Source organism: Pandoraea eparura (assembly GCF_902459725.1).
GTDB classification, from domain to species: Bacteria; Pseudomonadota; Gammaproteobacteria; order Burkholderiales; family Burkholderiaceae; genus Pandoraea; species Pandoraea eparura.
Map to the genome: position 1 here is coordinate 799504 of NZ_CABPSH010000001.1, position 26122 is coordinate 825625.

Genomic DNA, 26122 nt, shown 5'->3' on the forward strand with positions numbered 1-26122 from the left:
GAAATCAGCCAAGCACGGACTTGACCGTCGCGACCACATGGTCGACGGTGAAGCCGAAGTGTTTGAACAGCACGCCGGCCGGGGCCGACTCGCCGAAGGTGTCGATGCCGACCACGCCGCCTTCCAGGCCGACGTACTTATGCCAATACGCCGTCACGCCGGCCTCGATCGCCACGCGCGACACGCCACGCGGCAACACGCGCTCGCGGTACGCCTTGTCCTGACGGTCGAACACGTTGGCCGACGGCATCGAAACGACGCGCGCCGCGACGCCCTCAGCCGCCAACACATCAGCGGCCTTGAGGGCCAGCTCGATTTCCGAGCCGGTCGCAATCAGCAAGATCTGCGGATTTGCCACGTCGCGCAGCACATAGCCGCCCCGACGGATATCGGCGATCTGCGCATCGTCACGCGTGACGAACGGCAGGTTCTGACGGCTGAGCACCAGGCTCGACGGACCGTCGTGACGCTCGACGGCCGCCACCCAGGCGACTGCCGTCTCCGTCGTATCGCACGGACGCCAAACGTCCATCTGCGGAATCAGGCGCAGGCTTGAGACGTGCTCGATGGACTGGTGCGTCGGGCCGTCTTCGCCCAGACCGATCGAATCGTGCGTGAACACGAAGATCGAACGCAGCTTCATCAGCGCCGCCATACGCAGCGCATTGCGGCTGTAGTCCGAGAACGTCAGGAACGTGCCGCCGAACGGAATGTAGCCGCCATGCAGCGCCATGCCGTTCATGATGGCGCTCATGCCGAACTCGCGCACGCCGTAGTTGATGTGGTTGCCGAACTGCACGCCGTCCTCATTGGCGCGCACCGCCTTGCTGGCCTTCCAGTTCGTCAGGTTCGAGCCGGTCAGGTCAGCCGAGCCGCCCAGGAACTCCGGCAGCACGGCGGCCAGGCCTTCGATTGCAAGCTGCGAGGCCTTGCGCGTGGCGACCGTTTCGCCCTTCTCGTTGGTCTTGGCGATGAGCGCGGCGGCGGCCGACTTGAAATCGCCCGGCAGTTCACCCTTCATGCGACGCTCAAATTCGGCGGCCTCGGCCGGGAACTGACTGCGGTAGGCGGCAAAGCGCTCGTTCCAGGCGCCTTCGGCGCGCTGACCGGCGGCCTTGGCATCCCATGCGGTGTAGACATCGGCCGGCACTTCGAACGGCGGCAGATGCCAACCGAGCGACGCACGCGTGGCGGCGATTTCGTCGGCACCCAGCGGCGCACCGTGCACGTCGTGACCGCCCTGCTTGTTCGGCGCCCCCTTGCCGATCAGCGTCTTGCAGCAGATCAGCGTCGGACGATCCGAGGTCTTGGCCTGCGCGATGGCGGCGTCGACGGCATCGACATCATGGCCATCGATGCCGCGAATCACGTTCCAGCCATACGCCTCGAAGCGCTTCGGCGTGTCGTCGGCAAACCAGTATTCGACGTCGCCGTCGATCGAAATGCCGTTATCGTCGTAAAGCGCGATCAGTTTGTTCAGACGCAGCGTGCCCGCGAGCGAGCAGGCTTCGTGCGAGATGCCTTCCATCAGGCAGCCGTCGCCGACGAACGCATAGGTATAGTGGTCGACGATGTCATTGCCCGGACGGTTGAATTCCTGAGCAAGCAGTGCCTCGGCCAGCGCAAAGCCCACGGCGTTGGTGATGCCCTGACCCAGCGGACCGGTGGTCGTCTCGATGCCCGGCGTGACACCCACTTCCGGGTGACCCGGCGTCTTGCTGTGCAGTTGACGGAAATGCTTCAGCTCGTCGATCGGCAGGTCATAGCCCGTCAGATGCAGCAACGAATAGATGAGCATCGAACCGTGGCCGTTCGACAGCACGAAACGGTCGCGATCGAACCAATGCGGGTTGACGGGGTTGTGCTTGAGGTGACGGCCCCACAGCGCGACCGCGATATCGGCCATGCCCATCGGCGCGCCAGGGTGACCGGAGTTGGCCTGTTGAACCGCGTCCATGGAGAGGACGCGAATGGCAGAGGCCATCAGCGCAGCCGTAGCAGAAGAGGAGTTCGTCATGGTGACCAGCCGGAAGAGCGGGCGTGCCCCGTTGCCGCGAGCTGCCGCGCGAAATTCAAATGCGGGAGAAAGTCCGGGATTTTACCAGATACGGCCATTGCCCGGGTCGTTCGCCGCGAACTTCCCCATTCGACGGGAACGTGGAATCATGCGAAGAAGTGGCGTGATTGCCATGAATTGAAGGAAGTTGCCCTGCCAATGCCCGCCAAACGTGACATCACCGAAGACCCATCGCGCGCCGCGCCGCGTCCTTGCACGGCGCCGCTCGGGCGATGGGCGGGCTACACCTTTGCCGCCCACCCCGTGTTCGCCACAACGTCGCCCCATCAGCACATCGAGGTCGTGGACTTGCCGGCATTCGGGGCGCTCGGCCGGGCGTACCGGCTCGATGGCCGGTTCATGGCCTCGCTTGCCGACGCACATATCTGCCACGAGTGCATGGTGCATCCGCTACTGCTCGCGCACGGCACCGCCCGGCGCGTACTGGTGCTGGGCGGCGGCGACGGCGGCTCGGCGCACGAGGCGTTGCGCCATGCGAGCGTGCGCGAGGTCGTCGTCGCCGAACTCGATCCCCAGGTGCCGGCGACCATTCTCCAATATATGCCGGCGTTGGCGGGCGGCGCGTTCGACGATCCTCGCACCACGCTTGTCATCGGCGACGCCCGGGATCTCGTCGACGCCGCACTCGCGCGCGGAGAATCGTTCGACGCCGTCATTTTCGACCTGACCGACGCCGACGGCGACGCCGCCACGCTGCACGACGCGCGCTTCTTCGCCAAATGCCGCGCGTTGCTCGGCCCGCGCGGCGGCGTCGCCCTGCAACTGGGAGCGCCATGGTTCGAAGCCGATCAAGTCGCACGCATGCTCGATGCCCTGCGCTCGGTGTTCAGCGTCGTCCAGCCGATGACAACCTACGTGCCGCTGTATGGCACGTTGTGGGCGCTGGCGTTCGCCAGCGATTCGCTCGACGTGCGTGGTGGCAATGTGAGCGCTGCGACCCAAGCACTGTCATTGCGGCATCCGCTGCGCCACTATTCGACTGACCGACACGCGGCGCTGTTCGACATTCCACCGGAACTGACCGACGTGCTCGGTGATCGGCAGACACCAGGCGATAACCAGATAACGTGAGCGAGATAGCCCGAACGAGAAAACGCGCGGCGAGTGAATCGAACCCGCGTTCCTTGTATATTGAAGACTTGTCGCAACCGTCGGCGGCTGCCCGTTCGCGCCTTCGTGCGTTGGAACGTGCACGTGTCGCCCCTGGCCGACGCCATACCGGAGCACTGCCATGCCCGACCCTCGTCCCGCCCATGTGCCGTGGTTGACTCCCTATCTGACTGTGCGCGACGCCAAAGCGGCGGCGACGTTCTACGCGCAGGCGTTTGGCTTCATGGTGCATGACATGGTGAACGACGACGGCATCGTCATGCATGTTGAAATGTTCTATCAAGGGCAGTTGATCGTGATGTTCGCCCCCGAAGGCGCGTTCGCCAGTACGGCACGCACGCCGCGCACCTCGGGCGTGGAAGCACCGCAGAGCTTCTATGTCTACACGGAAGACGTCGATGCGTTGTACGCGCAGGCAATCGCCGCCGGGGCCAAGGGCCTGACGCCACCCAGCGACCAATTCTGGGGCGACCGTTTCTGCCAACTGGAAGACCCGGACGGCTATCGCTGGGGCTTCGCCCGTCCTGTCGCACCGCGACGCTGAGCCCGCGCCTCCTGAGGCGGTGCGGTATGCTTCTGTCCCCGACGCCACTTGCGACCGCCTCCTTCATCCTCCGTCCGTATGCCTCGCTTTTTTATCGATGTGCCGCTGCACGCCGGCGCACTGCTGGACCTCCCCGAGACCGTGGTTCGCCACGTTCAGGTATTGCGTCTGAAGATCGGCGACGCGCTCACGCTTTTTGACGGCACCGGCGGCGAGTATCCCGCCGTGCTCACGACGCTCGAAAAGCGCCACGCCACGGCGCAGCTTGGGGAACGGGAGGCACGCGAGGTGGAAACGCCGTATCGCGTCACGCTGGCGCAGGGCATCGCCGGTGGCGACAAGATGGACTGGCTGATCGAAAAGGCCATCGAACTGGGCGTGACGGACATTCAGCCGCTGATCACCGAGCGCTCGGTGATCCGACTCGAAGGCGAACGAGCGGCCAAGCGCGTCGCGCATTGGCAGGCGCTCGCCCAGGCCGCCTGCGAGCAGTGCGGACGAAATCGCGTGCCGCGCATCCTGCCGATTCGCCCGATCGTCGCCTGGCTGCGGGAACAGAACACGGTGACAGACGACGGATGGCGTGTGCTATTGTCACCTAGAGCGGACAGCGGTTTCGACTCGCTACCGCGCAACGCACCGTCTCAGCCAGGCGTTTTGCTCTTCGGCCCGGAAGGTGGACTGGCACCGCATGAAGAATCGCTCGCTCGCGAGACAGGTTTTACTGCGATTCGCCTTGGCGAGCGCATCCTGCGGACCGAAACAGCCGGTATCGCGGTACTTGCGGCGTTGGCCGCGCGCTGGGGCGGTTGGTAAGCCTCGACGATTTGAAAATCGGCCTCATTAGCCTTAAGGAGTCATCCACATGGGTATCCTCGATTCCATTCTCGGCGGTATGTCCGGCAATCCAGCCGATGGTGGCAGCGGTAGCGGCGGCAACACCAAGATGTTGCTGCTGATGGGCTTGCTGGCGATGATCGCCAACCGTTCCGGTAACGCGCAGGGCCAAGGCGCCCAAGGCGGCGACGTGCTCGGCTCGCTGGGGGGCGCACTCAGCGGAATGCTGGGCGGTGGCGCGGCGGCGGGCGGCGGTGGGGGCCTGGGCGGACTACTGGGCGGGCTGTTGGGCGGAGGACAAGCGCCGCAGCAGGGTGATGCCGGCACGTCCACGACCTCACCTGGCGATCTGGTCGGTGCGCTCGGTGGACTGGGGGGATTGGCGCAGGTGCTGGAAAACGGAGGGCTGGGCGATGCCATGCGCTCGTGGGTCGGCACCGGCAGCAATCAGCCGGTGTCCGCCGATCAGGTGAGCCAGGCGCTTGGCCCCGGCGGTCATCTGCAGCAACTGGCCGCGTCGGCGGGCGTGAGTCCGGATGAAGCGGCGCAACAGCTATCGTCGCTGCTGCCGGAGGTAATCGATCACCTCACGCCGAACGGCGACCTGCCGCAAGGCCATCTCGATCTGGCGAGCCTGGCTCAGCAATTCCTCGGCGGCCGGACTGGCTGACGCACGACTGGCGGGGCAACTATCGGAGCATCCGACAATCCCCGACTGAAAACGCAAAAAGGTCCGCAGTGCGGACCTTTTTCATTGGGGGCGACGTAACATCTGCATGCGCCCGGGGGAATCTCAACGACGCCGGACGATGTTTCCGACATCGCTCATCGCCGTTCCAGAAAGCCCCGCCAAGCCGTCAGGCGAACGAGTAGAAGACGCGGAAAGTGATACGACGCTCTGCCCAGAACTCGGCGGCATCACGGAATACGTCGAGCAGGGTTTCACGGCCATCCTTGTCGAACTTCGTCGCCACTGGCAAGCCTTCGAGCACGACAACAAAACCGGGTTGCGGCCCGGCGTGATGCACCAGATCGGTCAGACAATCGTGCAAGGCGTCGTAATTCTTCCCGAAATGCTTGGGAAACAGGAACGACGTGGCGATCGTCTCCAGCACCTCGGCCTTGCTCTGCGCCTGCGAACAATTGGCATAGAGGAAGTGCTGCCCGAGTCGCTCGGCCTCCGCGGCCAATTCCGGCACGCGGAATGCGCGGATCGACTGCACGATATTCGGCCTGACGGTCTTGAAAAGACTCATATCTCCCTCTTCCGATAAGGTATGGCGGCGGCCGGCCCGCGCGACAGCATGCAGGCCCAGCACCTGCTTGAACAAGTTGCCCTCGCCCGCACCGAATGGATCTGCCATACGATCTTTCCCGCGTTCCTGTGCGAAAACCGGCTCACTCATACTGCTGTCATTCCCTTATGCGTCTAAAGCTGTTGTAGTGGTCTTGGGTGTAGTAACAAGGATCGACCGTGCGCGGGTCGCCGCCACAAATGATGCGCCTGGCGCCCCGATTGCGGGCACCGGGCGTCGGCACCGTGTACTCATGGTAATAGCCTCGCCGCATTTTGGGCAGACGCTTTTCGTAGTTCCCGAACACGACGCCATCCTTGGCGTAGGGGAACGGCCCGCCCTGGGCAATCAGCGTCAGCGTGCGCTGCGCTTCGCGAGGCAATTCGGCAACGGAGACCGTTACCGGGAAATCGATGACGGATGGCGCGGTCTCGCGCGCCACGGCATTGGACCCCAGAAACACACTTCCAGCCGCCGTCAGCGCCACGATGCTCCGGTGAAGCCAACGTGCCATGGTCATAGCTAGCCTGTCGCCCGACGCCGTATTGCGCCGCGGGCTTGTTCTGGTGGTTGAAGCCGTAAGGTTATCGCTATTGGTCCAGAGAATCAATGTCGGCTTACATTTTGCAACGAAACAAGTCAACAAATTCATGAAAAAAAGGGTTTTTCGCGAGAGTGAGCGCACACATGAATATGTAAGATCTGCAAAATGCGTCGTCAAAATCGCAAATCGCCGCCCCGAACGGGTGCGGCGATTTGTCGTTAAAATGTGGCAAACGGCGGCGAACCGCCGCACACACCGGAGGGATCAGCGCGCTGGTTGTTGCGCCGCCGCATCGGCCACGACCAACGCGACCATATTGATGATGCGCCGCACCGTGGCCGACTCGGTCAGAATGTGCACCGGCTTGGCAGCCCCCAGCAGGATCGGCCCGATCGCCACGTTATTGCCCGCCGCCGTCTTGAGCAGGTTGTAGGCGATGTTCGCGGCATCGATATTCGGCATGACGAGCAGGTTTGCCGCGCCGGTCAGCGTCGACTCGGGCATGATGCGCGCGCGCAGCTCCGGATCGAGTGCGCAATCGCCGTGCATTTCGCCATCGACCTCCAGATCGGGCGCGCGATCTTGCAGGATGGCCAACGTTTCGCGCATCTTGCGCGCGCAGGCAGCATCACTGGTGCCGAAGTTCGAGTGCGACAACAAGGCCACCTTCGGCTGAATGCCGAAGCGGCGAATCTCGTCGGCCGCCATCAGTGTGATTTCGGCCAGGTCCTCGGCGCTCGGATCCTGATTGATGTGCGTATCGACCAGGAAAATCTGCCGGTTCGGCAAGATCAGCGCGTTCATCGCCGCGTACACGTGCCCGCCGGCTCGCTTGCCGATCACGCGATCGATGAAGTGCAGGTGGCGGCCCGGGGTCGACACCGTACCGCAGATCATGCCGTCGGCCTCGCCCTTGCGCACCAGCATGGCGGCGATCAAGGTCGTGCGCCGACGCATCTCGACACGCGCGTAAGACGCCGTCACGCCCTTGCGATTGGTCAACTGGTGATACGTCTCCCAGTAATCGCGATAGCGCTCATCGTGCTCCGGGTTGACGACGGTGAAGTCGACACCCGGCGTCAGGCGCAGGCCATATTGCTGAATGCGATGTTCGATCACGGCCGGACGCCCGACCAGGATGGGCGTGGCGACACGTTCGTCCACGAGCACCTGCACGGCGCGCAGCACGCGTTCCTCTTCGCCCTCGGCAAAGGCAATGCGCTTGCTGTTGGCCGGCACGCTGCGCGCTACCGAGAACAGCGGCTTCATCAGTCCGCCGCTGTGGTACACGAACTGCTGGAGCGACTGCGCATAGGCGTCCACATCGGCGAGCGGACGCGTGGCGACACCGGCGGCCATCGCCGCTTCGGCCACGGCGGTGGCAACCTTGACCAGCAGTCGCGGATCGAACGGCTTCGGAATCAGGTATTCGGGGCCGAACGACAGGTTCTTGATCCCGTAGGCCGACGCCACGATATCGCTCTGCTCCTGACGCGCCAATTCCGCCAGCGCATTGACCGCCGCGATTTCCATCGACCGCGTGATCGTCGTGGCGCCCACATCGATGGCACCGCGGAAGATGAACGGGAAGCAAAGGACGTTGTTGACCTGATTCGGGTAGTCGGTGCGGCCCGTTGCCATGACGCAATCGGGACGCACTTCCTTCGCGAGTTCGGGCGTGATTTCCGGATTCGGGTTGGCCAGCGCGAAGATCAGGGGTTTGTCGGCCATCGTCTTGACCATTTCCGGCTTCAGCACGCCGGCGGCCGACAGCCCGAGAAACACGTCGGCACCGCCGATCACCTCGGCCAGCCCGCGCGCGTCGGTCTTCTGCGAGAACCGGATTTTCTCCGGATCCATCAGTTCGGTGCGGCCCTCGTACACCACCCCCGCCAGGTCGGTCACCCAGATGTTCTCGACAGGTAGCCCCATGTCGACGAGCAGATCCAGGCATGCGAGCGCGGCGGCGCCGGCGCCGGACGTCACCACCTTCACGGACTTGAGATCCTTGCCGACGACCTTCAGGCCGTTGATCAGCGCCGCGGCCACCACGATGGCCGTGCCGTGCTGATCGTCGTGGAAGACCGGAATCTTCATGCGCTCGCGCAACTTGCGCTCCACGATGAAGCACTCGGGCGCCTTGATGTCTTCGAGGTTGATGGCGCCGAAGGTCGGCTCCAGCGCTGCGATGATATCGACGAGCTTTTCGGGGTCTTTCTCGGCGATTTCGATATCGAACACGTCGATATTGGCGAATTTCTTGAACAACACGCCCTTGCCTTCCATCACCGGCTTCGATGCCAGCGGGCCGATATCGCCCAGACCGAGCACGGCCGTGCCGTTCGTGATCACACCGACCAGATTGCCGCGCGCCGTGTAGCGCGACGCATTGAGCGGGTCGACGACGATTTCCTCACACGCGGCCGCAACGCCCGGCGAATACGCCAGTGCCAGATCGCGCTGGTTGAGCAGTTGCTTGGTCGGCGCGATAGCGATTTTGCCGGGGGTGGGGAATTCGTGATATTCGAGCGCAGCTTCGCGCAGTTTCGGATCGATCGGCGTGGGCATGAGGGGAGGCTCTTGACGAACAGAATGGGGTCGGATTTTCAGTGCAAATTGTAGCCCTATTTATTCACGCCATTTATGCAAAAAGCGGATAGGGGCTGCACCTGCGCTGTACGGCTTCCCCGCCGATAGTGGCCAATAATGCGGGAAAATTCAACGCTGCATCGCACCATCACGCGCGTTTTCGGACCGCGGATGTGTTTCAACCAAGGGCTTGTCCGAGACGGGCCTGAGAATCCGGCTGAAATCGCGGCGTCCCCGCTTTGTCTGCTTGGGAAAGCGGGGGACGCCTCTTAGAATAGGGGCTTGCCTGTGCATCACCGCAGCCCTTTATTCTTTGCCCACCGCCTGATGTCCCTTGGCGCCCCGCGTTGCACCGGAGTGGTCCCGCAACGCGAAGCGCCCGACCAAGGCCGGCAATCGCGCCGTTGCTCATGACCCCGACATCCTCCTCAACTTCGCCGCTGTCCGAGTTCTCGCTGATCGACCGCTTTTTCGCCCGCGCGACGCGGCAGGGCGAGCATGTCACGCTCGGCATCGGGGACGACTGCGCCCTGCTGCGTCCGCCCGCCGGCGAACAGCTCGCGATTTCGACCGACATGCTCGTGGAGGGCCGCCACTTCTTTGCCGATGTTGATCCGCGCGCACTCGGCCACAAGACCCTCGCCGTCAACCTATCGGATCTGGCGGCCATGGGCGCGCGGCCACTGGGCTTCACATTGGCGATCGCCCTACCCGACAGTGACGCGGCCTGGCTCGCGCCGTTCGCCGAGGGCCTCGCGGCGCTGGCCGACCGCTATGCATGCCCACTGATCGGAGGCGACACCACGCGTGGCCCGCGCAACCTCTGCGTGACGGTCTTCGGCAGCGTGCCCGGCGCTCAGGCCTTGCGCCGCGATGCGGCGCAACCCGGCGACGACATCTGGGTTTCCGGCACGCTCGGCGATGCCCGGCTGGCGCTCGGCGCAATACGAGGCGAATGGACGTTGTCGAGCACCGACCTCGCGCTCGCACGCCGCGCCCTGGACTGGCCCGAGCCGCAGGTGGCGCTCGGGCTGGCGCTGCGTGGCGTGGCTCGCGCCGCCCTCGACGTGTCCGATGGGCTGCTGGGCGACCTCGGCCATATCCTGGAGCGCTCCAGCATGAGCGCGCGGGTAAACGTCGACGTCGTGCCGCGCTCCGCCCTGCTGGCGGCGCAAACACCCGCGATTCAGCGAATGTGCGTACTGGCAGGCGGCGACGACTACCAATTGTGCTTCTGCGCCGACAGCGTGCAACGGCCGCGAATCGAGGCGATCGGCAACGAACTCGGCATACGCCTCACGCGTATCGGTACAATAGCGCTTCCCGACACGCGCCACCCGAGGCTAGACCTCCACGACAAGACTGGCGCGTCCGTCGCTGCCGATTTCAAAAGTTTCGACCATTTCCAATGAGCACTGATCAAACGGCCGCCGTCAACCCGGGCAGCGGCCCGCGCCGGCCGAACTCGCGGTTCCTGCTGTCGCACCCCGCCCACCTGTTTTCGCTCGGCTTCGGCACGGGCCTGTCGGCGTTCGCGCCGGGCACGGTGGGCACGCTTTTCGGCTGGGCGTCGTATCTGGTGCTCAACCTGTATCTGACGGTCACGGGCTGGGGCGTGCTGATCGCCGCGTCCGTCGTTGGTGGTATCTGGATCTGTGCCTATACGGCGCGCAAGCTTGGCACGTCGGATCCAAGTCCTGTCGTCTGGGACGAGATCGTCGCGTTCTGGATTGTGTTGCTGCTCATTACCCCGGCGAGCTTCGTCAGCCAACTGGTGGCATTCGTGCTGTTTCGTTTCTTCGATGCCGTCAAGCCGCCGCCGATCCGTTATTTCGACCGCACGGTCAAGGGGGGCCTCGGCATCATGCTGGACGATCTCGTCGCGGCCTTTTGCACGCTGCTCGTGATCGCGCTGTGGCGCTCGATCTGATCGGACCCGGCTTGCCGCCGCACGCTGGCACAAACCGGGCCATGATGGGCGCCTCGCTGGCGGCGCCCCCGCAGGTACCCAATGTTGGTACCCGTTACGTATTCGTTGCATCGACTTATTGAAGGCGTCGTCCCGTGGTCTCCGAACAAAATCTTCTGGCCCAACTGTCGGTCAAAGTCGGCAATCGTCTGCGTGACGAACGGTTGATGCTGACCACTGCCGAGTCGTGCACCGGCGGCCTTGTCGCGGCGGCGATTACCGACATCTCCGGCAGTAGCCAATGGTTCGAGCGCGGCTTCGTGACCTACTCGAATCAAGCCAAGTCCGAGATGATCGGGGTTCCGCCCGAGCTGATCGACAAGCACGGCGCCGTGAGCGAACCGGTGGCTCGCGCCATGGCCGAGGGAGCACTGCTGAACAGTCGTGCTCACGTCTCGCTGTCGATCACTGGCGTGGCGGGCCCCGGCGGCGGTACGCCGGACAAGCCGGTGGGTATGGTGTGCTTCGCGTGGAGCAACCGTGTCACGACCCTCGTCGAGACAAAGCGCTTCAAGGGGGACCGCACGCAGGTGCGCAATCAGGCCGCGCAACACGCGCTGCGCGGCGTCATCGATTTCCTGGACAAGGCAGAGGCGTAACCCTCACCCGCAATCACCGGTCATGATGACGTCCCGCGTCGCATGACGACGCGCCGCGCATCGGCGCGCGAGCCGGTCAGCGATAAGCGTTGATGCTGTCGCGCGTCTTCTGCGCAGCGGTGGCCGCCGCCGCCGCGAAGTGCTCGTCGCGACCCGCGTAGATGATGGCGCGCGACGAGTTGATCATCATGCCCGTGCCGTTCGCGGTGCGGCCGGCCTTGACCGTCGCTTCGACGTCACCGCCCTGGGCACCCACGCCGGGAATCAGCAGCGGCATGTCGCCGACGATGCCGCGCACCGCGGCGATCTCCGCCGGGAACGTCGCGCCGACCACCAGGCCGATCTGACCACTCGTATTCCACGGCCCCGCGGCCAGGCGCGCCACCGTCTGATACAGGGGCTTGCCATCGACATCGAGGAATTGCAGATCGCTGCCGCCCGGATTCGACGTACGGCACAACACGATGACCCCTTTCTCGGCGTGCGCCAGATACGGCTCCAGCGAATCGAAGCCCATATACGGATTGACCGTCACGGCATCGGCACGATAGCGCTCGAACGCTTCGCGCGCATACTGTTCGGCAGTGCTGCCGATGTCGCCACGCTTGGCGTCCAGAATCACCGGCAGACCCGGATGATCGGCGTGGATGTGCGCGATCAGTCGCTCGAGCTGATCTTCGGCGCGATGCGCGGCGAAGTAGGCAATCTGCGGCTTGAAGGCACACGCGTAGGGGGCGGTGGCATCCACGATCTGGCGGCAGAACTCGAAAATCGCGTCCGGCTGCGCTTGCAGATGCGCAGGGATGCGCGACGGCTCAGGATCCAGGCCCACGCAAAGCAAAGAATTGTTGCGCGTCCAGGCAGCGCTGAGTGCTTCTGTGAATGTCATGACGGAGTTCCGGCAGGGTTCCGGCGGCGATATTTCCGACGGAGGGTGATTCGACGCTGATTCCTTCCAGCAAAGACGCTATTTTACCTGCTTCGCCCCCCCACCTCCGGCGCTCGCACCGATGGAGGCCGCCACATCGCTGGCTCACCGCCGTCTCACCGCTCACTCACCGCTCACTCACCGCCGACCTACCACTCACTTACCGCTGACTGATCACTGACTTAGCGCTGACTCACGGCCGCATTACCGTCGTCTCACTGCCGCCACATCAGTGCTCCACCGCTGCCACGCATGGCCAACGCGCGCGGCGCACGACGCTCAATCGAGCCAGCCGCGATGACGGAAGTACAGGAAGGGTGCGATCGCCGAGAGCACCATCAGACCGATGGCAAATGGATAGCCCACTTCCCAGCGCAACTCCGGCATCAACTGGAAGTTCATGCCGTAAATACTGGCGATCAACGTTGGCGGCAGAAACGCCACCGCCGCCACCGAGAAGATCTTGATGATCTTGTTCTGATTGATGTTGATGAAACCGATCGTCGCGTCCATCAGAAAGTTGATCTTGTCGAACAGATACGCCGTATGGTTGTCGAGCGACTCGATGTCACGCAGGATCTGCTTGCCCTCCTGGTACTGCTCGTCCTTGAGCATGCGGGCGCGCATGAGAAATGAAACCGCGCGGCGCGTATCCATCACGTTGCGACGAATGCGGCCGTTCAAATCCTCCTCGGCGGCGATGCTCTCGAGCGCCTTGGCGGCGTCCGCATCGGTGAGATTCTTGCCAAGCACCCGCTTGCTCACCGCTTCGAGCGCGGCATACACTCCTTCGAGCGCATCGGCCGAGTACTCAGCATCGGTGGAGTAGAGATCGAGCAGCACGTCCATCGCGTCGCGGACCGACCCCGGACGAATGCGCGCACGCATGCGCACCAGTCGGAACACCGGCAAGTCTTCATCGTGAATGGAAATCAACAAGTCCTTGAGCACCACGAACGCGACCGGCACATTGCGCGATTGCTCTTCGTCGTCGAGCAGGAAGTCGGTGCGAATGTGCAGCACGCCGCCATCGTCTTCATAGTAGCGGGCCGACGCCTCGATATCGGTCACTTCATCGCGTGACGGCAGCTTGACGTGGTAGGCCTCCTCGACCCAGCGCCGCTCCGCTTCCGACTCGCTGTGCAAATCGACCCAGACCGGCGAGACGCTGGCCAGGTCGCTGGGGTGGTCACACGTCACCTGTTGCAGGCGGCCTTGATGGATAACGAAGGCATTGATCAAACGAGGGTCTCCCTGCTAAGCGGCGACGCCAAGTGTAGCAGGCACGCCGCCGATACGTCACGGGCAAGCGCCGGCGCGTCGCATCAAGCGTGCGAGGCCATGTCGTTCGGCAGCGCAATCGCTCGCCGGGCGCGCCCTTCCGTCAACGTATCCCGCCCCACCGATCGCCTGCGAGCGCCGGCTGGCCGAACCAATCCGGACACTTGGCGTCAATCTTGTTATCGGCGCTCTCGGGTGCCTATCGACATGGAGATTCCCAACATGACTGAGGTCACTCCCCCGCTCGCGTCTGTCGACGCCGTGATGGGTTTTTTGGCGGCCAACGCCGTTCGCTACGGCCTGTCGTTCGTGCAAGCCGTGCTGATTCTGCTGATCGGCTTCTGGATCGCGACGCGCTTGGCGCGCTTCGTGCAGCGAGCGTTGAGCCGTTCGCCGCACTTCGACGCGACGCTCAAGCCGCTGATCCAGTCGGTCGTACTGTGGTCGGTGCGCATCGTCACGCTCGTCGCCGTGCTTGCCCAGTTCGGTGTGCAGACGGCCAGCATCATCGCGGTGCTCGGTGCCGCAGGCCTGGCCATCGGCCTGGCCCTGCAGGGCACATTGCAGAACATCGCGGCGGGCACAATGCTACTGGTGCTGCGACCGTTCCGTAACGGCGACTACATCACGGCCGGGGCATCGGTGGCCGGCACGGTCGACGAAATCAGCCTGTTCACCACTACGCTCACCAATGCCGACGGCATCTATGTCTGCGTGCCGAACAACCAGATCTGGGGCCAGCCGATCACGAACTTCAGCCGCAACGCCACGCGTCGCATGGAGGTCACCGTGGGCATCGCGCTCGACGACGATCTCGATGCCGCCATCACCGCACTGCGCGCCCGCGTGGCAGAGGACGCGCGAGTGCTCGACAAACCAGCACCGGAAGTCATGGTCAAGCAGGTCGGCGACAGCGCCGTGATCGTGAATGTGCGAGTGTGGTCGCTGCTGGGTAACTACTGGGGCCTCTATTGGGATCTCCAGCGCGGCGTCAAGGAGACGGTCGAGGCCGTGGGTTGCTCGCTCCCGTTCCCGACGCGCACCGTCATGCACGTGAGCGCACAGCCGATGCCGGACGCGGCGCCCTCGCGGCACTAGGCCGCGACTCGCGCCGGACGCAGATCGCACACCCAACACCGCAAGCCGCACGCCGCCCGCACGAATGTTCGCGCGCGGACGAGGGGTTACGGCGGCAACTCCGCCGCCCCCATGCGACGCGCGATCACACCGGCGCGTTGCGCGAGATAGGGCGAATTGCGATGGGTATCGAAGTAGCGCGGACGCGGCAGCATCACCGCCAGCCGCGCCGCCTGCCACGCGGAGAGCTTCGAGGCAGGAATGCCGTAGTAGTGGCGCGCGGCGGCCTGTGCGCCGAACACGCCCTCGCCCCACTCCACCGAGTTGAGATAGATCTCGAAGATCCGCTGCTTGTTCATCCAGAACTCGAGCATCCATGTGATGCTCAATTCCTCGGCCTTGCGCAGGTAGCTTCTCTCACTCGACAGGAAGAGATTCTTCGCCAGTTGCTGGGAGAGGGTCGAGCCGCCCGCGACGATGCGTCCCTTCTTCTGATTCTTCTCCCACGCACCGAGCATCGCGTCGATCTCAAACCCATCGTGATTGACGAAATTTGCATCTTCGCTCGCGATGATCGCGCGTTTCAGATGGCGCGAGATCTGATCGTACGGCACCCATTCGTGCTTGAGTGTCGCCCTTGGATCCGTCTCGCGCAAGCGCGCTTCGGCCGCGCGCATGAACGCCGTCGACGAAGGATCGAAGTGCACCCACCAGCCAATCTGCACAAAGTAATAGAGTTGCGTGGCCAGCACGCCGACAAACAACAACGTGACGACGTAGGCTGTCCACTGCCACGGCCCCCAGTGGCGATGGCGGGTCGTGCGCGAGGCGCGTCGCGGCGCGGCCATCGGAAAAATCAGCCTTTCGCGGCGAGCCGGGCGCGCAGGGCCGCGCGCACGGCATCGGTCGACGGACGCACGCCGCGCCATACCGCGAACGCTTCGGCCGCCTGCTCGACGAGCATACCGAGACCGTCCGCGGCACGCGTCGCCCCGGCCGCCAAGGCGTGCGTCATGAACACCGTCGGCTGTGCGCCGTACATCATGTCGTAAGCCAGCGATCCAGCGGCGTAGACATCGGCAGGCAGCGGCGGCACATCGCCCTGAAGGCTGCCGGCCGTGGCGTTGATAATGACATCAAATGCTGCAGGCACCGCGTCCCAGCCGCCACCGGCGAGCGCGACACCATGACGCTCGGCCGCCTGCGCGAAACGTGCGACGAGTTCGTCGGCACGCGCCGCCGTGCGATTGGCGATAAACAGCACTGCCGGTCCCGCCTCGATCAGCGGCAGCATCGCACCGCGCGACGCGCCGCCCGCGCCGAGCAGCAACACGCGGCGGCCTTTGAGCGACACGCCAAGCGCGCCTTCGATGTCGCGCACAAGTCCCACGCCATCGGTGTTGTCGCCCGTGATGCCCCGCGCGTCGAATACCAGCGTGTTGACGGCGCCCGCCGCCTGCGCGCGTTCGGTCAGGTGATCCGCCAGTGCATGCGCCTCGAGCTTGAACGGCACGGTCACGTTGGCTCCCCGAGCGCCGTGCTCGATGAACGCGCGCACGGTGGCGGCGAACGCATCGAGGGGCGCGAGCAGGCGCTCATAAGTGAGATGCTGGCCAGTTTCGCGCGCGAACTCGGCGTGAATGAACGGCGACTGGCTGTGTTCGACGGGATGACCGATCACGGCGTAGCGATCGGCCGGCAGTTCCCCGGGTAGCGTTTGGTTTGTCATCGTTGTCAAAGACGCGGCGCCGGGCTTTCGCGCAGGCGCCGCAAATGCGTGCATCAAATACTGTGTTTGGCCGAGACTCGGCGGACATCAGTCGCCGGAACCCTCACATCTCGACGCCGCCGGACCGTGCCCATTTCATTTCACCGAATAGTACACGGCGCCCCATGCGCTCAGGCGTTTGCTGACGGTCCCCACAGGGTGTCTTACTGCGCCGCCGCGCCCGGCGGTGCCGCGAGCGTCTCGGCCTGCACGCCCTGACGCGAGAAGGTCATGCGCGTCACGATTTCGAGAATGTCGTAGCGCTGCTTCATCTCGGCGGAGAAGTCGCCAAACGGCGCGTTCGCCTGCACGATCGCCACCGCGCGGCGATCCAGATCGCGATTGCCGGAGCTGCGCGTGACTTCTACGCCCGCGACGTTCCAACCATCCTTGTGATAACCGAGCCCCCCCCGCTGATTGACGTTGAGCGTGACGATCAGCTCGCCGTAAAGTCGCTCGTTGCCGATCTGGGGAAAGTGCGCCGTGCCGTAGCGTTCGACGCGATGGCGCAGTGTGTCGAAATAGCGCGCGTACGCCACTTCACGGGTATTGGCCGTGACCTGTCCACGTTTCGGGCGGGTCTGATAGGCACGCAACTGCTTGTCGATTTCCGCCTGCAGACGGGCGATTTTCTGGTCGACGTTCTGATCGTCAAGCCCTTGCCCGTGCTGCGGCGCGTCGGCGCGATGGCGCGGCGAGGCCGGCGTGGCGGCGTACTGGTTGCGCAGTTGCGTGAGCAGCTTTTCCTGCACCGCCTCCAGCTCACTCACATTGCGCTGGATCTGCGCGACGGGCGCGCCGTCACGATCGAGCGCGCGCGATGGCAGCGGTGACGTCGCACGCTCGCCGTCATGCTCGCCGCCGCCCACGAGGTTGGCTTGCGCCAGCGCCGTAGCCTTCTCGGGGGCGTTGGCCGACTTCGCGTTCACGAGGACGACGTCGAGCGGCGTGTCGGCACTGTGCAGCCGGAAACGATCGGGCGCGACGAAATGCACCGCCAGCGCAAGCAGATGAACCACCGCGGAAATGGCCAGCCCCGTGGCGAGCGGATGCTCGCGCATGAATGACCACCCGCGGCGTCGCGCCGCGCTCAGGTTGCCGGAGGCAAATGCCGGCTTCAGCACGCCGAACTGGCAGACGCGTCGCGCTCGCCGGCCGCCATCAGCGCGGCAGCAAGCGGCAAGGTACCGGAGGCGATCGCAACGGTTTGCGAAGTGGCGGCGTCGGACGACGCCGCCGAGGCATCGACATCACCTTGGGTTTCGTCGCAGTCGTCAGCGACGTCGCCGACGTCGCCTTCGCTCCCGGGTTCCCCATCGGCATCGTCGCCCCCCCTCTCGCCATGCGCGCGATCGGGCCCATCAGCGCTGTCGGCACTGTCGGCACTGTCGGCACTGTCAGCCCCGTCGCTACCGTCGCCGCCGTCACCTGCACCGCCCGCCCCTTCGTCATCGTCGTCGCCGAGGGTGGTCTGGCTGGCGCCAAGCACTTGCGCAACACGCACCGAGATGCTGAGCGTCACGAGGTCGAGCGAGAGCACGTCGAGCATGATCTGCGTACCGCGCGCGTGCGGGCCGAGCCCCAGGACGATCAGCGTCAGCGGAATGTCGTTCAGGCGTACCGTGTCCCCCTTGAGCACACTCGCCTGCACCTGCGACTTGTTCTCCTGGATCAGCCAGCGCAGGCACCAGTAGCGCTCCATCCGGCTCTGATGCTCGGCATAGGCCGCATAAGCAGCTTCGAAGCTCGAGACGGTCACATAAAGATCGGCATCCTTCGGCTTGAAGGGCGCCGCCAGCTTGGCCGTCACGCCGTGACGCACGCATGCGATCAACTGCCACTGGTTCACCAGATCGACGTAGCGACGCAGCGGCGACGTGCTCCACGCGTACTGCTCGACGCCCAGGCCTTCGTGGGGTGCGGGCGACGTCTGCATGCGCGTGCGATTCACCCCGTAGGCACGCTGGGCACGGTAGATGCCGGGCACACCGCATTCGGCCAGCAAGCGTCCCCACCGGCTGTTCGCGAGAATCGCCATCTCGGCGACGATCAGATCCAACGGCGCGCCACGCATGCGCTGCTTGATCGTGACCTGCTCGCCCTCGACGTAGAAATTGAAGTCAGTCTTGTTCTGCACTTCCGGACGAAGGCCGTAGCCCACGCGCGCGGCCTGGCGCTTGTCGTAGAGCGACTGCGCGAACGGCCACAGCAACCGCAGTTCTTCCTTGTGCGGATAGTCGCCGCTGCCGTCGGCGAGTGTCTCGGCCGTAATGATCGCGTCGAGTTCGTTGTGGCGCAGGTTCGCGGAGATCGGCACCCGTTCCGCGTGCGTTTCCGTGGCGATGATCTCGTAGGTGTCGGCCTTCACAACGACGTACAGCGACAACGCCGGACGCGCGCCCCCTTCGGCAAGCGTGTATGCCTCAACCACGGCATCGGGCAGCATCGTGATCTTCTCGCCCGGCGCGTAGACCGTCGACAGGCGCACGCGCGCGATCTCGTCGATGGCGTCGCCGCGCGTGATGCCAAGCGCCGGCGCCGCGATGTGGATGCCCACGCGCAACAGTCCGTCGGGCAGCACCTGCACCGAGAGCGCGTCATCGATCTCGGTCGTCGTCGAATCGTCGATGGAAAACGCCTGCACGTCGGCCAGCGGCAAGTCGTCGCCGGGCAGCGGCGTCGGTCCCAGTTCGGGGAAGCCGGTGCCGCGCGGAAAGTGTTCGTAGAGGAACGCCGCCTCGTGATAGGCGCGCGGCGACGAAATGCCGCCGCAGGCGAGCATCACCTCGGCGTGTGTCTTGCCCAGCGCGATGGCGGCGGCGTCGAGCGCCTTCCACTCGATGGCGTTTTTGTCGGGGCGGAACAGCAGCAGCAGCTCCTTGCCCTTGAGCGCGTCCGGCAGCGTGCCGGCGATCAGTTGATCGGCATAGCCGGCCTGCAATTCCGCCTGCTGTTGCTTGCGGGCGAGTCCCGCGAGCGCGGCCTGCAACTGCTCCTGCGGCGCGCGTTGGTATTGGCCGCGACCCTTGCGGCGGAAATACACCGGCGAGGCCTGCAGGGCCAGCGCCAGCCCGGCCTGTTGCGCCACGCTCGCCCCTTCGCCGAAGTATTCGGCGGCCAGCACCGGAAACGCAAATTCCTCGGCCGGCGCGCATTCCCACAGGAAACTCATGTCGAGGTCCTGCGCGGCGGCCTGTGCCTGCGTGATCATCTCGGCGGGCGAAGGCGACTCGAACCGCAGCAGCACGTCGCGCCCCTTGATCTTGCTGCGGCGTCCGCCGGGCAGCTCCACCTGGTACGACTCACCTTGCTGCGACAACACCGTGCCAGCCTTGAAGCCGCCGGATTCCTCAAAAAAAATGTTCATGAAACAGCCATCGATCGCAATAGGCGACATTGTAGCCCGCCAACGTGCGGCGGTTTAGGGCGGAACGGGCAAACGCGTTATTCGCCCGCGAACGGGCCGGCGGCACCGGGCGAAGGGGGGACGTCGATGCCGGCGAAGCGCAGCACGTCGTCCATATAGTTGGCGAAATCGGAAATGCCATGGTCGCTGCCGTCGATCAGGGTCAGCTTCGCCCCCGCAAACTTCGCCACCATGTCACGGTAGTCTAGCGTCTGATCGCCGGTCGCAGCGACGAGGTAGTAGCGCTCGGGACGCGTGATCTGCGCCACGTCGATCATGCGCAGCTCGTCCAGATGCCGCGGCTCGACGACGATGGTGCCGCCGCCGTGCCACATCGGCTGTTCGCCCAGCCATTTGCCCAGATCGTCGTAAGGGCGCGTTGCCGGATTGAGCAACACTGCGCGGCAGCCGAGCTTCTCGGCCAGGTAGGTGGCGTAGTAACCGCCCAGCGAACTGCCCACGATGGTCAACGTTTCGGCCTTCACACCGGTGAGCAGACGCTGCGCGTCGACCACCGCAGCCAGCGGCGACGGCGGCAACTGCGGGCAAGCCCACTCACGCCCCAGGCCAAGCCGGTGCATGCGGGCAGCCATCAATTGCGCCTTGAAGGAGCGCGGCGACGAACGGAAGCCATGCAAATAGAGAATCATAGGAATATGAGCCCCGATAAAAGCAGGTCAGTACTCGGACACAAAGACGCGCACATCAGGCGCGCGCCGCGAGCGCATCGAGCAATTTCTGGTGAATGCCACCGAAGCCGCCGTTACTCATCACCACGACCTGGTCACCCGGCTGTGCCGCCGCGCTCACTGCTCGCACCAGCCCGTCGATGTCGCTGAACGCCTGCGCGCGGGCGCCGAGCGGCGCGAGCGCCTCGGCGAGATTCCAGCCAAGGGCGTCCTTCCCGGACGGCGCGCCGTAGCCGAACACCAGATCGGCATCCGCCAGGCTGGCCGGCAGTTGGGCCTTCATCACGCCGAGCTTCATCGTATTCGAGCGCGGCTCAAGCACCGCCAGGATACGGGCGCTGCCGGCGCGGCGACGCAATCCGGCCAGCGTCGTCTGAATGGCGGTCGGATGGTGAGCGAAATCGTCGTACACAGTGACGCCAGCCGCTTCGCCGCGCATCTCCATACGACGCTTCACATTCTGGAACTTGCCCAGCGATGCCGCGCCCTGCTCCGGCGGCACACCTACGTGTCGTGCGGCAGCTACCGCCGCCAGCGCGTTCATCCGATTGTGCTCGCCCTGCAGCGACCACTTCACTTCCCCGGCTGCCGTCGCGCCGTGATGGACCCAGAAGGCTTCCTGCCACGGCGCAAGCGCATCGTTGGCCTGGGCGACATGCCAGCCGTCGGTCACGCCGAAGCGCTCCACCTCGCTCCAGCAGCCGCGCGCCAGCACGCGCTCGAGCGCGGCCTCGCGACCGTTGACGATCAGGCGGCCCTGGCCCGGCACGGTGCGCACCAGATGATGGAATTGCGTCTCGATCGCCGTCAGATCGGGGAAGATGTCCGCGTGATCGAACTCGAGATTGTTCAGGATGGCGGTGCGCGGATGGTAATGAACGAACTTGGAGCGCTTGTCGAAGAACGCCGTATCGTATTCGTCGGCCTCGATCACGAAGAAATCGCTGTCGGTCAATCGCGCCGAGATGCCAAAGTTCATCGGCACGCCTCCGACGAGAAAGCCCGGGTGGTACCCCGCGTCTTCGAGAATCCAGGCAAGCATCGACGTCGTCGTCGTTTTCCCGTGCGTTCCCGCCACGGCCAGCACCCACTTCTTCGACAGCACGTGCTCACCGAGCCATTGCGGGCCCGACGTGTACGGCAGATTCCGGTTGAGGATCTCTTCCATCAGCGGATTGCCGCGCGACACCACGTTACCGATGACAAACAGGTCTGGCTTGAGCGCAACCTGATCCGCATCGAACCCTTCGATCAGCCGAATGCCCTGCGCCTCCAATTGGGTGCTCATCGGCGGATAGACGTTGGCGTCGCAACCGGTCACGGTATGCCCGGCCTGCCGCGCGAGCACCGCAAGACCGCCCATGAACGTGCCGCAGATGCCAAGAATATGAATATGCATGGATGGGGAGCGAGGTGAGGACGGGCCGCGCCCGTACAAGGAATGGGGAAGGCCGAACAGCCGGAATCGCCATTGTACCCGTGGCGTGGAGCGCAATGCCTTTCGGGTATGATCGCAGGCATGACACGCAAATCCTGGACCGACGCCCAACGCCTGCGCGAGGAAATCGCCCTGGTGGCCGCCCGCCTCATCGCCGAGGAGGGCGCCGACTATGCGAGCGCGAAACGCAAGGCGGCGAAGCAGGTGACCGGCGAGACGCGAATTGCAGGTGAATTGCTGCCAGATAACGATCAGATCGAAGCAGAAGTCCGCGAGTACGTCCAGACGTTCCTGTCGGATACGCAGCCGGCCGAGCTGGCGCATCTGCGTCAGGTCGCACTGGCAGTCATGACTTCGCTGGCGCGCTACCGGCCTTACATCACGGGCGCCGTCTATAACGGAACGGCAACGTCGCTATCCGATATCTACTTGCAGGCATTTTGCGACAACCCAAAGGAATTCGCCATCGATCTGCTCAACCGGGGCATCGACTACGAAGTCTCGGAAAGTCGCCATTTCAACGGTCGCGGCATGGTCGAGACGCTGAGTTTCCTATGGCGCGAGCGGGGGCAGCTCGGTGAACCGGCAGGGGTGCACGTGTCACTTTACTCCATGGACGACATGCGTGGCGCACTCAAGGCCACCGACGGGAATGGCCGGCCGGTTCGCGCCGACGCGGACGGTCTGCGCACACTGATCGCCAGTACCGAGGTCACGGAGCAAGCATCCAGCCACTGATCGACGCTCGGGGGTATATTGCGATTGCCGCGATTTCCCCCTCACGCTGTCTAGTCTCCGCTTAATTTCTCCGCAATTGGCGCCCGTTTTTCGTCTATTGTGGACTTCCGGCACATTCGCCCCCCATTTCATGGCAAAACGCATCGTTATTCTCCTGATTCTGGCCCTCGCGGGACTGGCAGCCGGTTTCTGGTTCGGTCAGCGGAACGAGCAGCCGACAAGCGTGCCGGACGCCGCGGTCGCCCAACTGCTCGCGACGCGGCTGCCAGACCTGAGTGGTAACGAGCAGGCCGTCTCGCAATGGCGAGGCAAGACGCTCGTCGTCAACTTCTGGGCGCCTTGGTGCGGCCCCTGCGTCGAAGAAATGCCCGATCTTCAGGCGCTGGCGACCGAATTCGGGGGGAAAAACGTTCAATTCGTTGGAATCGGCATCGATTCGGCTCAGAACATGATCGCCTTCGAGCAAAAGGTGAAAGTCAATTACCCGCTGCTCGTGGCAGGCTACGCGGGCACCGACCTGGCCCGCGTGCTGGGCGACAAGGCCGGTGCGCTACCGTTTACCGTAGTGATTGACCCACAAGGCCGCCTGCACTACAAAAAGCTCGGCCGCGTTACGCCGGACGAGGTGCGCTCGGCGCTCAAAGCACTGCGCTGATTCCGCGCCGCGACGCCCGGGATCGCGGGAAGTCCCGCCAGACGTGAGTGACGGGGTTCCGAACGGTGCCTCATTTTCACCCCACTGGACAAAATCCACCAACTGGCGTTTAATTGCGCCCAATTTCGTGAAATTTGATTCGCCAATGCCTCACCGCATTCTCGTGCTCCACGGCCCCAATCTCAACCTGCTCGGTACTCGCGAGCCGGCGGTGTACGGTCACACGACGCTGACAGACATCGACACGGCCCTCGAGGCGCAGGCCAAGGCGGCGGGCGCCGAGCTGGAGACGTTCCAGAGCAATCACGAAGGCGCACTGGTTGACCGGATTCAGGCGGCACGCGACGCGTCGATCGACTTCATCGTCATCAACCCCGCGGCCTACACGCATACCAGCGTGGCGATACGCGACGCGCTGGCCGGCGTGGGCATTCCGTTCGTCGAGGTTCATCTCTCGAACGTCCATGCGCGCGAGGCCTTCCGGCATCACTCGTACTTTTCCGATATCGCGCAAGGCGTGATCTGCGGCCTGGGCTGGCGCGGCTACACCTTCGCACTCGAATTTGCCCTGCGGCGACTCGCCGGCGGGTAGCCTTCTCATCCCCTATTTCCCCTCGCGGGGGTTGCCCCCGCGTCGATACCGAATTAAGGAGCTTCCTTCATGGATTTGCGCAAACTCAAGACGTTGATCGATCTCGTGGCCGAATCGGGTATTTCCGAACTCGAAGTCACTGAAGGCGAAGGCAAGGTCCGCATCGTCAAGGCGCCGCCCCAGGTCATCGCCGCGCCGATGCAGATGGCCATGCCGGCCGCCTACCCGCAGGTCGCCGCGCAAGCTCCCGCGGCAGCGGTCGCCGCACCGGCAGCGGCACCGGCAGCCCCGGTCCTGCCGCAAGGTCATATCGTGACGTCGCCGATGGTCGGTACGTTCTATCGCGCCCCGTCGCCGGGTGCCGATCCGTTTGCGCAAGTCGGCGACTCGGTCAAGGAAGGCCAGACGCTGTGCATCATCGAAGCGATGAAGCTGCTCAACGAGATCGAGTCGGACAAGACCGGCGTGATCAAGGAAATCCTCGTCGAGAACGGTCAGGCCGTGGAATACGGTCAACCGCTGTTCGTGATCGGCTAATGCCGGTTGTCGGACGCCCCGCCCACGCAGCGGCATGCGGCGTCCGGCCCCGCTCCTCTCCCCTTACGGGCAGGACTGCACATAATGTTTGAAAAAATCCTCATCGCCAACCGCGGCGAAATCGCTCTGCGCATCCAGCGCGCGTGCCGTGAGATGGGCATCAAGACCGTTGTCGTCTATTCCGAAGCCGACAAGGAAGCGAAGTACGTCAAGCTCGCCGACGAAGCCGTCTGTATCGGTCCGGCGCCCTCGCCGCAAAGCTATCTGAACATGCCGGCGCTCATCAGCGCGGCGGAAGTCACCGACGCCCAGGCCATCCACCCGGGTTACGGCTTTCTCTCCGAGAACGCCGACTTCGCCGAACGCGTCGAGCAATCGGGTTTCACGTTCATCGGCCCGCGCCCCGACACCATTCGCCTGATGGGCGACAAGGTCTCGGCCAAGCAGACGATGATCAAGACCGGCGTGCCGTGCGTGCCGGGCTCGGAAGGCGCGTTGCCCGACGATCCCAAGGAAATCGTGCGTATCGCACGTCAGATCGGCTATCCGGTGATCATCAAGGCCGCCGGCGGCGGCGGCGGTCGCGGCATGCGCGTGGTGCATACGGAAGCGGCGCTCGTGAACGCGGTCAACATGACCCGTGAAGAAGCCGGCCGCGCTTTCGGCAACCCGGAAGTCTATATGGAGAAGTTCCTCGAGAACCCGCGCCATATCGAAATCCAGATCCTCGCCGACAAGCACAAGAACGCCGTCTGGCTGGGCGAGCGCGACTGCTCGATGCAGCGCCGCCACCAGAAGGTGATCGAAGAGGCCACCGCGCCGCTGGTTCCGCGTCGTCTGATCGAGCGCATCGGCGATCGCTGCGCCGACGCGTGCAAGAAGATGGGTTACGTCGGTGCCGGCACGTTCGAATTCCTGTTCGAGAACGGTGAGTTCTACTTCATCGAAATGAACACGCGCGTGCAGGTCGAGCACCCGGTCACGGAAATGATCACCGGTATCGATATCGTGCAGGAACAGATTCGCATCGCGGCCGGTGAGAAGCTCGCGTTCCGTCAGCGCGACATCCAGTTCCAGGGTCACGCGATCGAGTGCCGCATCAACGCCGAAGATCCATTCAAGTTCACGCCGTCGCCGGGTCGCATCACGGCCTGGCATATGCCGGGCGGCCCCGGCATTCGCGTCGACTCGCACGCCTATAACGGCTACTTCGTGCCGCCGAACTACGACTCGATGATCGGCAAGTTGATCGCCTACGGCGCAACGCGCGAGCAGGCCATTCGCCGCATGCGTGTCGCGCTGTCGGAAATCGTGATCGAAGGTATCCAGACGAATATTCCGCTGCACCGGGAACTGATGCTCGACGCCAAGTTTGTCGAAGGCGGTACGAGCATCCATTATCTGGAACACAAGCTGGCGCAGAAGTCGGCCGTCGGTAGCAACTAAGCG

The 26122-nt window shown here is 64.3% G+C and carries 25 protein-coding genes; 13 read left to right on the plus strand and 12 right to left on the minus strand.

The genetic code is table 11. The features are described from left to right. Window positions 1-4: 4 nt before the first annotated feature. Entirely contained in the window at window positions 5-2017 is a 2013-nt protein-coding gene (gene tkt, locus PEP31012_RS03575; protein ID WP_150587928.1) for a transketolase, read from the minus strand. Window positions 2018-2215: 198 nt separating this feature from the next. Here tkt and PEP31012_RS03580 point away from each other — a divergent pair, with 198 nt between their 5' ends. The 4 genes from PEP31012_RS03580 (at window position 2216) to PEP31012_RS03595 (ending at window position 5238) form a co-directional block, all read left to right on the plus strand. Continuing rightward, on the plus strand, window positions 2216-3148 hold the full coding sequence (locus PEP31012_RS03580; RefSeq protein ID WP_150587929.1) for a spermine/spermidine synthase domain-containing protein: 933 nt from the start codon (window positions 2216-2218) through the stop codon (window positions 3146-3148). A 160-nt stretch (window positions 3149-3308) separates the two neighbouring features. Then, the gene (locus tag PEP31012_RS03585) at window positions 3309-3731 is read left to right on the plus strand and encodes a VOC family protein (protein WP_150587930.1); all 423 of its coding nucleotides are present in this window, start codon (window positions 3309-3311) and stop codon (window positions 3729-3731) included. Window positions 3732-3809: 78 nt separating this feature from the next. Beyond that, complete coding sequence (locus PEP31012_RS03590; RefSeq protein WP_150587931.1) at window positions 3810-4547, plus strand: 16S rRNA (uracil(1498)-N(3))-methyltransferase; 738 nt, start codon at window positions 3810-3812, stop codon at window positions 4545-4547. Window positions 4548-4596: 49 nt separating this feature from the next. Next, entirely contained in the window at window positions 4597-5238 is a 642-nt protein-coding gene (locus tag PEP31012_RS03595; protein ID WP_150587932.1) for a YidB family protein, read from the plus strand. Window positions 5239-5425: 187 nt separating this feature from the next. Here PEP31012_RS03595 and PEP31012_RS03600 read toward each other — a convergent pair whose 3' ends face one another. The 3 genes from PEP31012_RS03600 to PEP31012_RS03610 form a co-directional block, all read right to left on the minus strand. Then, window positions 5426-5974: a barstar family protein gene (locus tag PEP31012_RS03600; protein WP_026131557.1), complete on the minus strand. Its 549-nt coding sequence runs from the start codon at window positions 5972-5974 to the stop codon at window positions 5426-5428. A 7-nt stretch (window positions 5975-5981) separates the two neighbouring features. Beyond that, window positions 5982-6377 carry a guanyl-specific ribonuclease gene (locus PEP31012_RS03605; protein ID WP_150587933.1) on the minus strand — a complete coding sequence of 132 codons (396 nt, stop codon included), beginning with the start codon at window positions 6375-6377 and terminating at the stop codon, window positions 5982-5984. A 294-nt stretch (window positions 6378-6671) separates the two neighbouring features. Beyond that, window positions 6672-8975: an NADP-dependent malic enzyme gene (locus PEP31012_RS03610; RefSeq protein ID WP_150587934.1), complete on the minus strand. Its 2304-nt coding sequence runs from the start codon at window positions 8973-8975 to the stop codon at window positions 6672-6674. 431 nt (window positions 8976-9406) lie between these two features. Between PEP31012_RS03610 and thiL the strand changes: the two genes are divergently transcribed. From thiL to PEP31012_RS03625, 3 genes are all read left to right on the plus strand, one after another. Further along, window positions 9407-10408, plus strand: a complete 1002-nt coding sequence (gene thiL, locus PEP31012_RS03615) for a thiamine-phosphate kinase (protein WP_150587935.1) — start codon at window positions 9407-9409, stop codon at window positions 10406-10408. Then, window positions 10405-10926: a phosphatidylglycerophosphatase A family protein gene (locus tag PEP31012_RS03620; protein WP_150587936.1), complete on the plus strand. Its 522-nt coding sequence runs from the start codon at window positions 10405-10407 to the stop codon at window positions 10924-10926. The genes thiL and PEP31012_RS03620 overlap by 4 nt, the downstream gene beginning before the upstream one ends. Window positions 10927-11060: 134 nt before the next feature. Further along, the gene (locus PEP31012_RS03625) at window positions 11061-11564 is read left to right on the plus strand and encodes a CinA family protein (protein WP_150587937.1); all 504 of its coding nucleotides are present in this window, start codon (window positions 11061-11063) and stop codon (window positions 11562-11564) included. Window positions 11565-11640: 76 nt separating this feature from the next. On the opposite strand, the gene pyrF is transcribed toward PEP31012_RS03625, so the two are convergent. Further along, the gene (pyrF, locus tag PEP31012_RS03630; RefSeq protein ID WP_150587938.1) at window positions 11641-12453 is read right to left on the minus strand and encodes an orotidine-5'-phosphate decarboxylase; all 813 of its coding nucleotides are present in this window, start codon (window positions 12451-12453) and stop codon (window positions 11641-11643) included. Between the two features lie 318 nt (window positions 12454-12771). Next, window positions 12772-13734 (minus strand): magnesium/cobalt transporter CorA, encoded by a 963-nt coding sequence (gene corA / locus PEP31012_RS03635; RefSeq protein ID WP_150587939.1) that lies wholly within the window; start codon window positions 13732-13734, stop codon window positions 12772-12774. A gap of 261 nt (window positions 13735-13995) precedes the next feature. Here corA and PEP31012_RS03640 point away from each other — a divergent pair, with 261 nt between their 5' ends. Next, a complete protein-coding gene (locus tag PEP31012_RS03640; RefSeq protein ID WP_150587940.1) occupies window positions 13996-14871 on the plus strand; it encodes a mechanosensitive ion channel family protein in 876 nt (291 codons plus the stop codon). 86 nt (window positions 14872-14957) lie between these two features. Here PEP31012_RS03640 and mtgA read toward each other — a convergent pair whose 3' ends face one another. From mtgA to mpl, 6 genes are all read right to left on the minus strand, one after another. After that, window positions 14958-15698, minus strand: a complete 741-nt coding sequence (gene mtgA / locus PEP31012_RS03645) for a monofunctional biosynthetic peptidoglycan transglycosylase (RefSeq protein ID WP_150587941.1) — start codon at window positions 15696-15698, stop codon at window positions 14958-14960. An 8-nt stretch (window positions 15699-15706) separates the two neighbouring features. Then, complete coding sequence (aroE, locus tag PEP31012_RS03650) at window positions 15707-16579, minus strand: shikimate dehydrogenase (protein WP_150587942.1); 873 nt, start codon at window positions 16577-16579, stop codon at window positions 15707-15709. A gap of 203 nt (window positions 16580-16782) precedes the next feature. Further along, window positions 16783-17742, minus strand: a complete 960-nt coding sequence (locus PEP31012_RS03655; RefSeq protein WP_246171120.1) for an energy transducer TonB family protein — start codon at window positions 17740-17742, stop codon at window positions 16783-16785. Beyond that, window positions 17736-19985 (minus strand): ribonuclease catalytic domain-containing protein, encoded by a 2250-nt coding sequence (locus tag PEP31012_RS03660; protein WP_246171121.1) that lies wholly within the window; start codon window positions 19983-19985, stop codon window positions 17736-17738. Before PEP31012_RS03660 ends, PEP31012_RS03655 begins: the two co-directional genes overlap by 7 nt. Window positions 19986-20062: 77 nt before the next feature. Continuing rightward, window positions 20063-20674 carry a YqiA/YcfP family alpha/beta fold hydrolase gene (locus PEP31012_RS03665; protein WP_150587944.1) on the minus strand — a complete coding sequence of 204 codons (612 nt, stop codon included), beginning with the start codon at window positions 20672-20674 and terminating at the stop codon, window positions 20063-20065. A gap of 55 nt (window positions 20675-20729) precedes the next feature. Further along, window positions 20730-22112 (minus strand): UDP-N-acetylmuramate:L-alanyl-gamma-D-glutamyl-meso-diaminopimelate ligase, encoded by a 1383-nt coding sequence (mpl, locus tag PEP31012_RS03670; protein WP_150587945.1) that lies wholly within the window; start codon window positions 22110-22112, stop codon window positions 20730-20732. A gap of 120 nt (window positions 22113-22232) precedes the next feature. Between mpl and PEP31012_RS03675 the strand changes: the two genes are divergently transcribed. From PEP31012_RS03675 to accC, 5 genes are all read left to right on the plus strand, one after another. Continuing rightward, window positions 22233-22889 carry a UDP-N-acetylmuramate--alanine ligase gene (locus PEP31012_RS03675; RefSeq protein WP_150587946.1) on the plus strand — a complete coding sequence of 219 codons (657 nt, stop codon included), beginning with the start codon at window positions 22233-22235 and terminating at the stop codon, window positions 22887-22889. Window positions 22890-23019: 130 nt separating this feature from the next. Beyond that, on the plus strand, window positions 23020-23544 hold the full coding sequence (locus PEP31012_RS03680) for a TlpA family protein disulfide reductase (RefSeq protein ID WP_150588078.1): 525 nt from the start codon (window positions 23020-23022) through the stop codon (window positions 23542-23544). Between the two features lie 145 nt (window positions 23545-23689). Continuing rightward, a complete protein-coding gene (gene aroQ / locus PEP31012_RS03685; RefSeq protein ID WP_150587947.1) occupies window positions 23690-24136 on the plus strand; it encodes a type II 3-dehydroquinate dehydratase in 447 nt (148 codons plus the stop codon). 69 nt (window positions 24137-24205) lie between these two features. Then, window positions 24206-24673 (plus strand): acetyl-CoA carboxylase biotin carboxyl carrier protein, encoded by a 468-nt coding sequence (gene accB / locus PEP31012_RS03690; protein ID WP_150587948.1) that lies wholly within the window; start codon window positions 24206-24208, stop codon window positions 24671-24673. Window positions 24674-24757: 84 nt separating this feature from the next. Then, window positions 24758-26119: an acetyl-CoA carboxylase biotin carboxylase subunit gene (accC, locus tag PEP31012_RS03695; protein WP_150587949.1), complete on the plus strand. Its 1362-nt coding sequence runs from the start codon at window positions 24758-24760 to the stop codon at window positions 26117-26119. The last annotated feature ends 3 nt before the right edge of the window (window positions 26120-26122 follow it).

Excerpts from the sequence above, each read along its gene's own strand:
- accB (WP_150587948.1), top strand. The coding sequence starts at position 24,206 with ATGGATTTGCGCAAACTCAAGACGTTGATCGATCTCGTGGCCGAATCG.
- PEP31012_RS03580 (WP_150587929.1), top strand. The coding sequence starts at position 2,216 with ATGCCCGCCAAACGTGACATCACCGAAGACCCATCGCGCGCCGCGCCG.
- PEP31012_RS03665 (WP_150587944.1), bottom strand. The coding sequence starts at position 20,674 with ATGATTCTCTATTTGCATGGCTTCCGTTCGTCGCCGCGCTCCTTCAAG.
- accC (WP_150587949.1), top strand. The coding sequence starts at position 24,758 with ATGTTTGAAAAAATCCTCATCGCCAACCGCGGCGAAATCGCTCTGCGC.
- PEP31012_RS03590 (WP_150587931.1), top strand. The coding sequence starts at position 3,810 with ATGCCTCGCTTTTTTATCGATGTGCCGCTGCACGCCGGCGCACTGCTG.
- tkt (WP_150587928.1), bottom strand. The coding sequence starts at position 2,017 with ATGACGAACTCCTCTTCTGCTACGGCTGCGCTGATGGCCTCTGCCATT.
- mtgA (WP_150587941.1), bottom strand. The coding sequence starts at position 15,698 with ATGGCCGCGCCGCGACGCGCCTCGCGCACGACCCGCCATCGCCACTGG.
- thiL (WP_150587935.1), top strand. The coding sequence starts at position 9,407 with ATGACCCCGACATCCTCCTCAACTTCGCCGCTGTCCGAGTTCTCGCTG.
- aroE (WP_150587942.1), bottom strand. The coding sequence starts at position 16,579 with ATGACAAACCAAACGCTACCCGGGGAACTGCCGGCCGATCGCTACGCC.
- pyrF (WP_150587938.1), bottom strand. The coding sequence starts at position 12,453 with ATGACATTCACAGAAGCACTCAGCGCTGCCTGGACGCGCAACAATTCT.
- PEP31012_RS03585 (WP_150587930.1), top strand. The coding sequence starts at position 3,309 with ATGCCCGACCCTCGTCCCGCCCATGTGCCGTGGTTGACTCCCTATCTG.
- mpl (WP_150587945.1), bottom strand. The coding sequence starts at position 22,112 with ATGCATATTCATATTCTTGGCATCTGCGGCACGTTCATGGGCGGTCTT.
- PEP31012_RS03610 (WP_150587934.1), bottom strand. The coding sequence starts at position 8,975 with ATGCCCACGCCGATCGATCCGAAACTGCGCGAAGCTGCGCTCGAATAT.
- PEP31012_RS03605 (WP_150587933.1), bottom strand. The coding sequence starts at position 6,377 with ATGGCACGTTGGCTTCACCGGAGCATCGTGGCGCTGACGGCGGCTGGA.
- PEP31012_RS03680 (WP_150588078.1), top strand. The coding sequence starts at position 23,020 with ATGGCAAAACGCATCGTTATTCTCCTGATTCTGGCCCTCGCGGGACTG.
- PEP31012_RS03620 (WP_150587936.1), top strand. The coding sequence starts at position 10,405 with ATGAGCACTGATCAAACGGCCGCCGTCAACCCGGGCAGCGGCCCGCGC.
- PEP31012_RS03600 (WP_026131557.1), bottom strand. The coding sequence starts at position 5,974 with ATGAGTGAGCCGGTTTTCGCACAGGAACGCGGGAAAGATCGTATGGCA.
- PEP31012_RS03595 (WP_150587932.1), top strand. The coding sequence starts at position 4,597 with ATGGGTATCCTCGATTCCATTCTCGGCGGTATGTCCGGCAATCCAGCC.
- PEP31012_RS03660 (WP_246171121.1), bottom strand. The coding sequence starts at position 19,985 with ATGAACATTTTTTTTGAGGAATCCGGCGGCTTCAAGGCTGGCACGGTG.
- PEP31012_RS03675 (WP_150587946.1), top strand. The coding sequence starts at position 22,233 with ATGACACGCAAATCCTGGACCGACGCCCAACGCCTGCGCGAGGAAATC.
- PEP31012_RS03640 (WP_150587940.1), top strand. The coding sequence starts at position 13,996 with ATGACTGAGGTCACTCCCCCGCTCGCGTCTGTCGACGCCGTGATGGGT.
- aroQ (WP_150587947.1), top strand. The coding sequence starts at position 23,690 with ATGCCTCACCGCATTCTCGTGCTCCACGGCCCCAATCTCAACCTGCTC.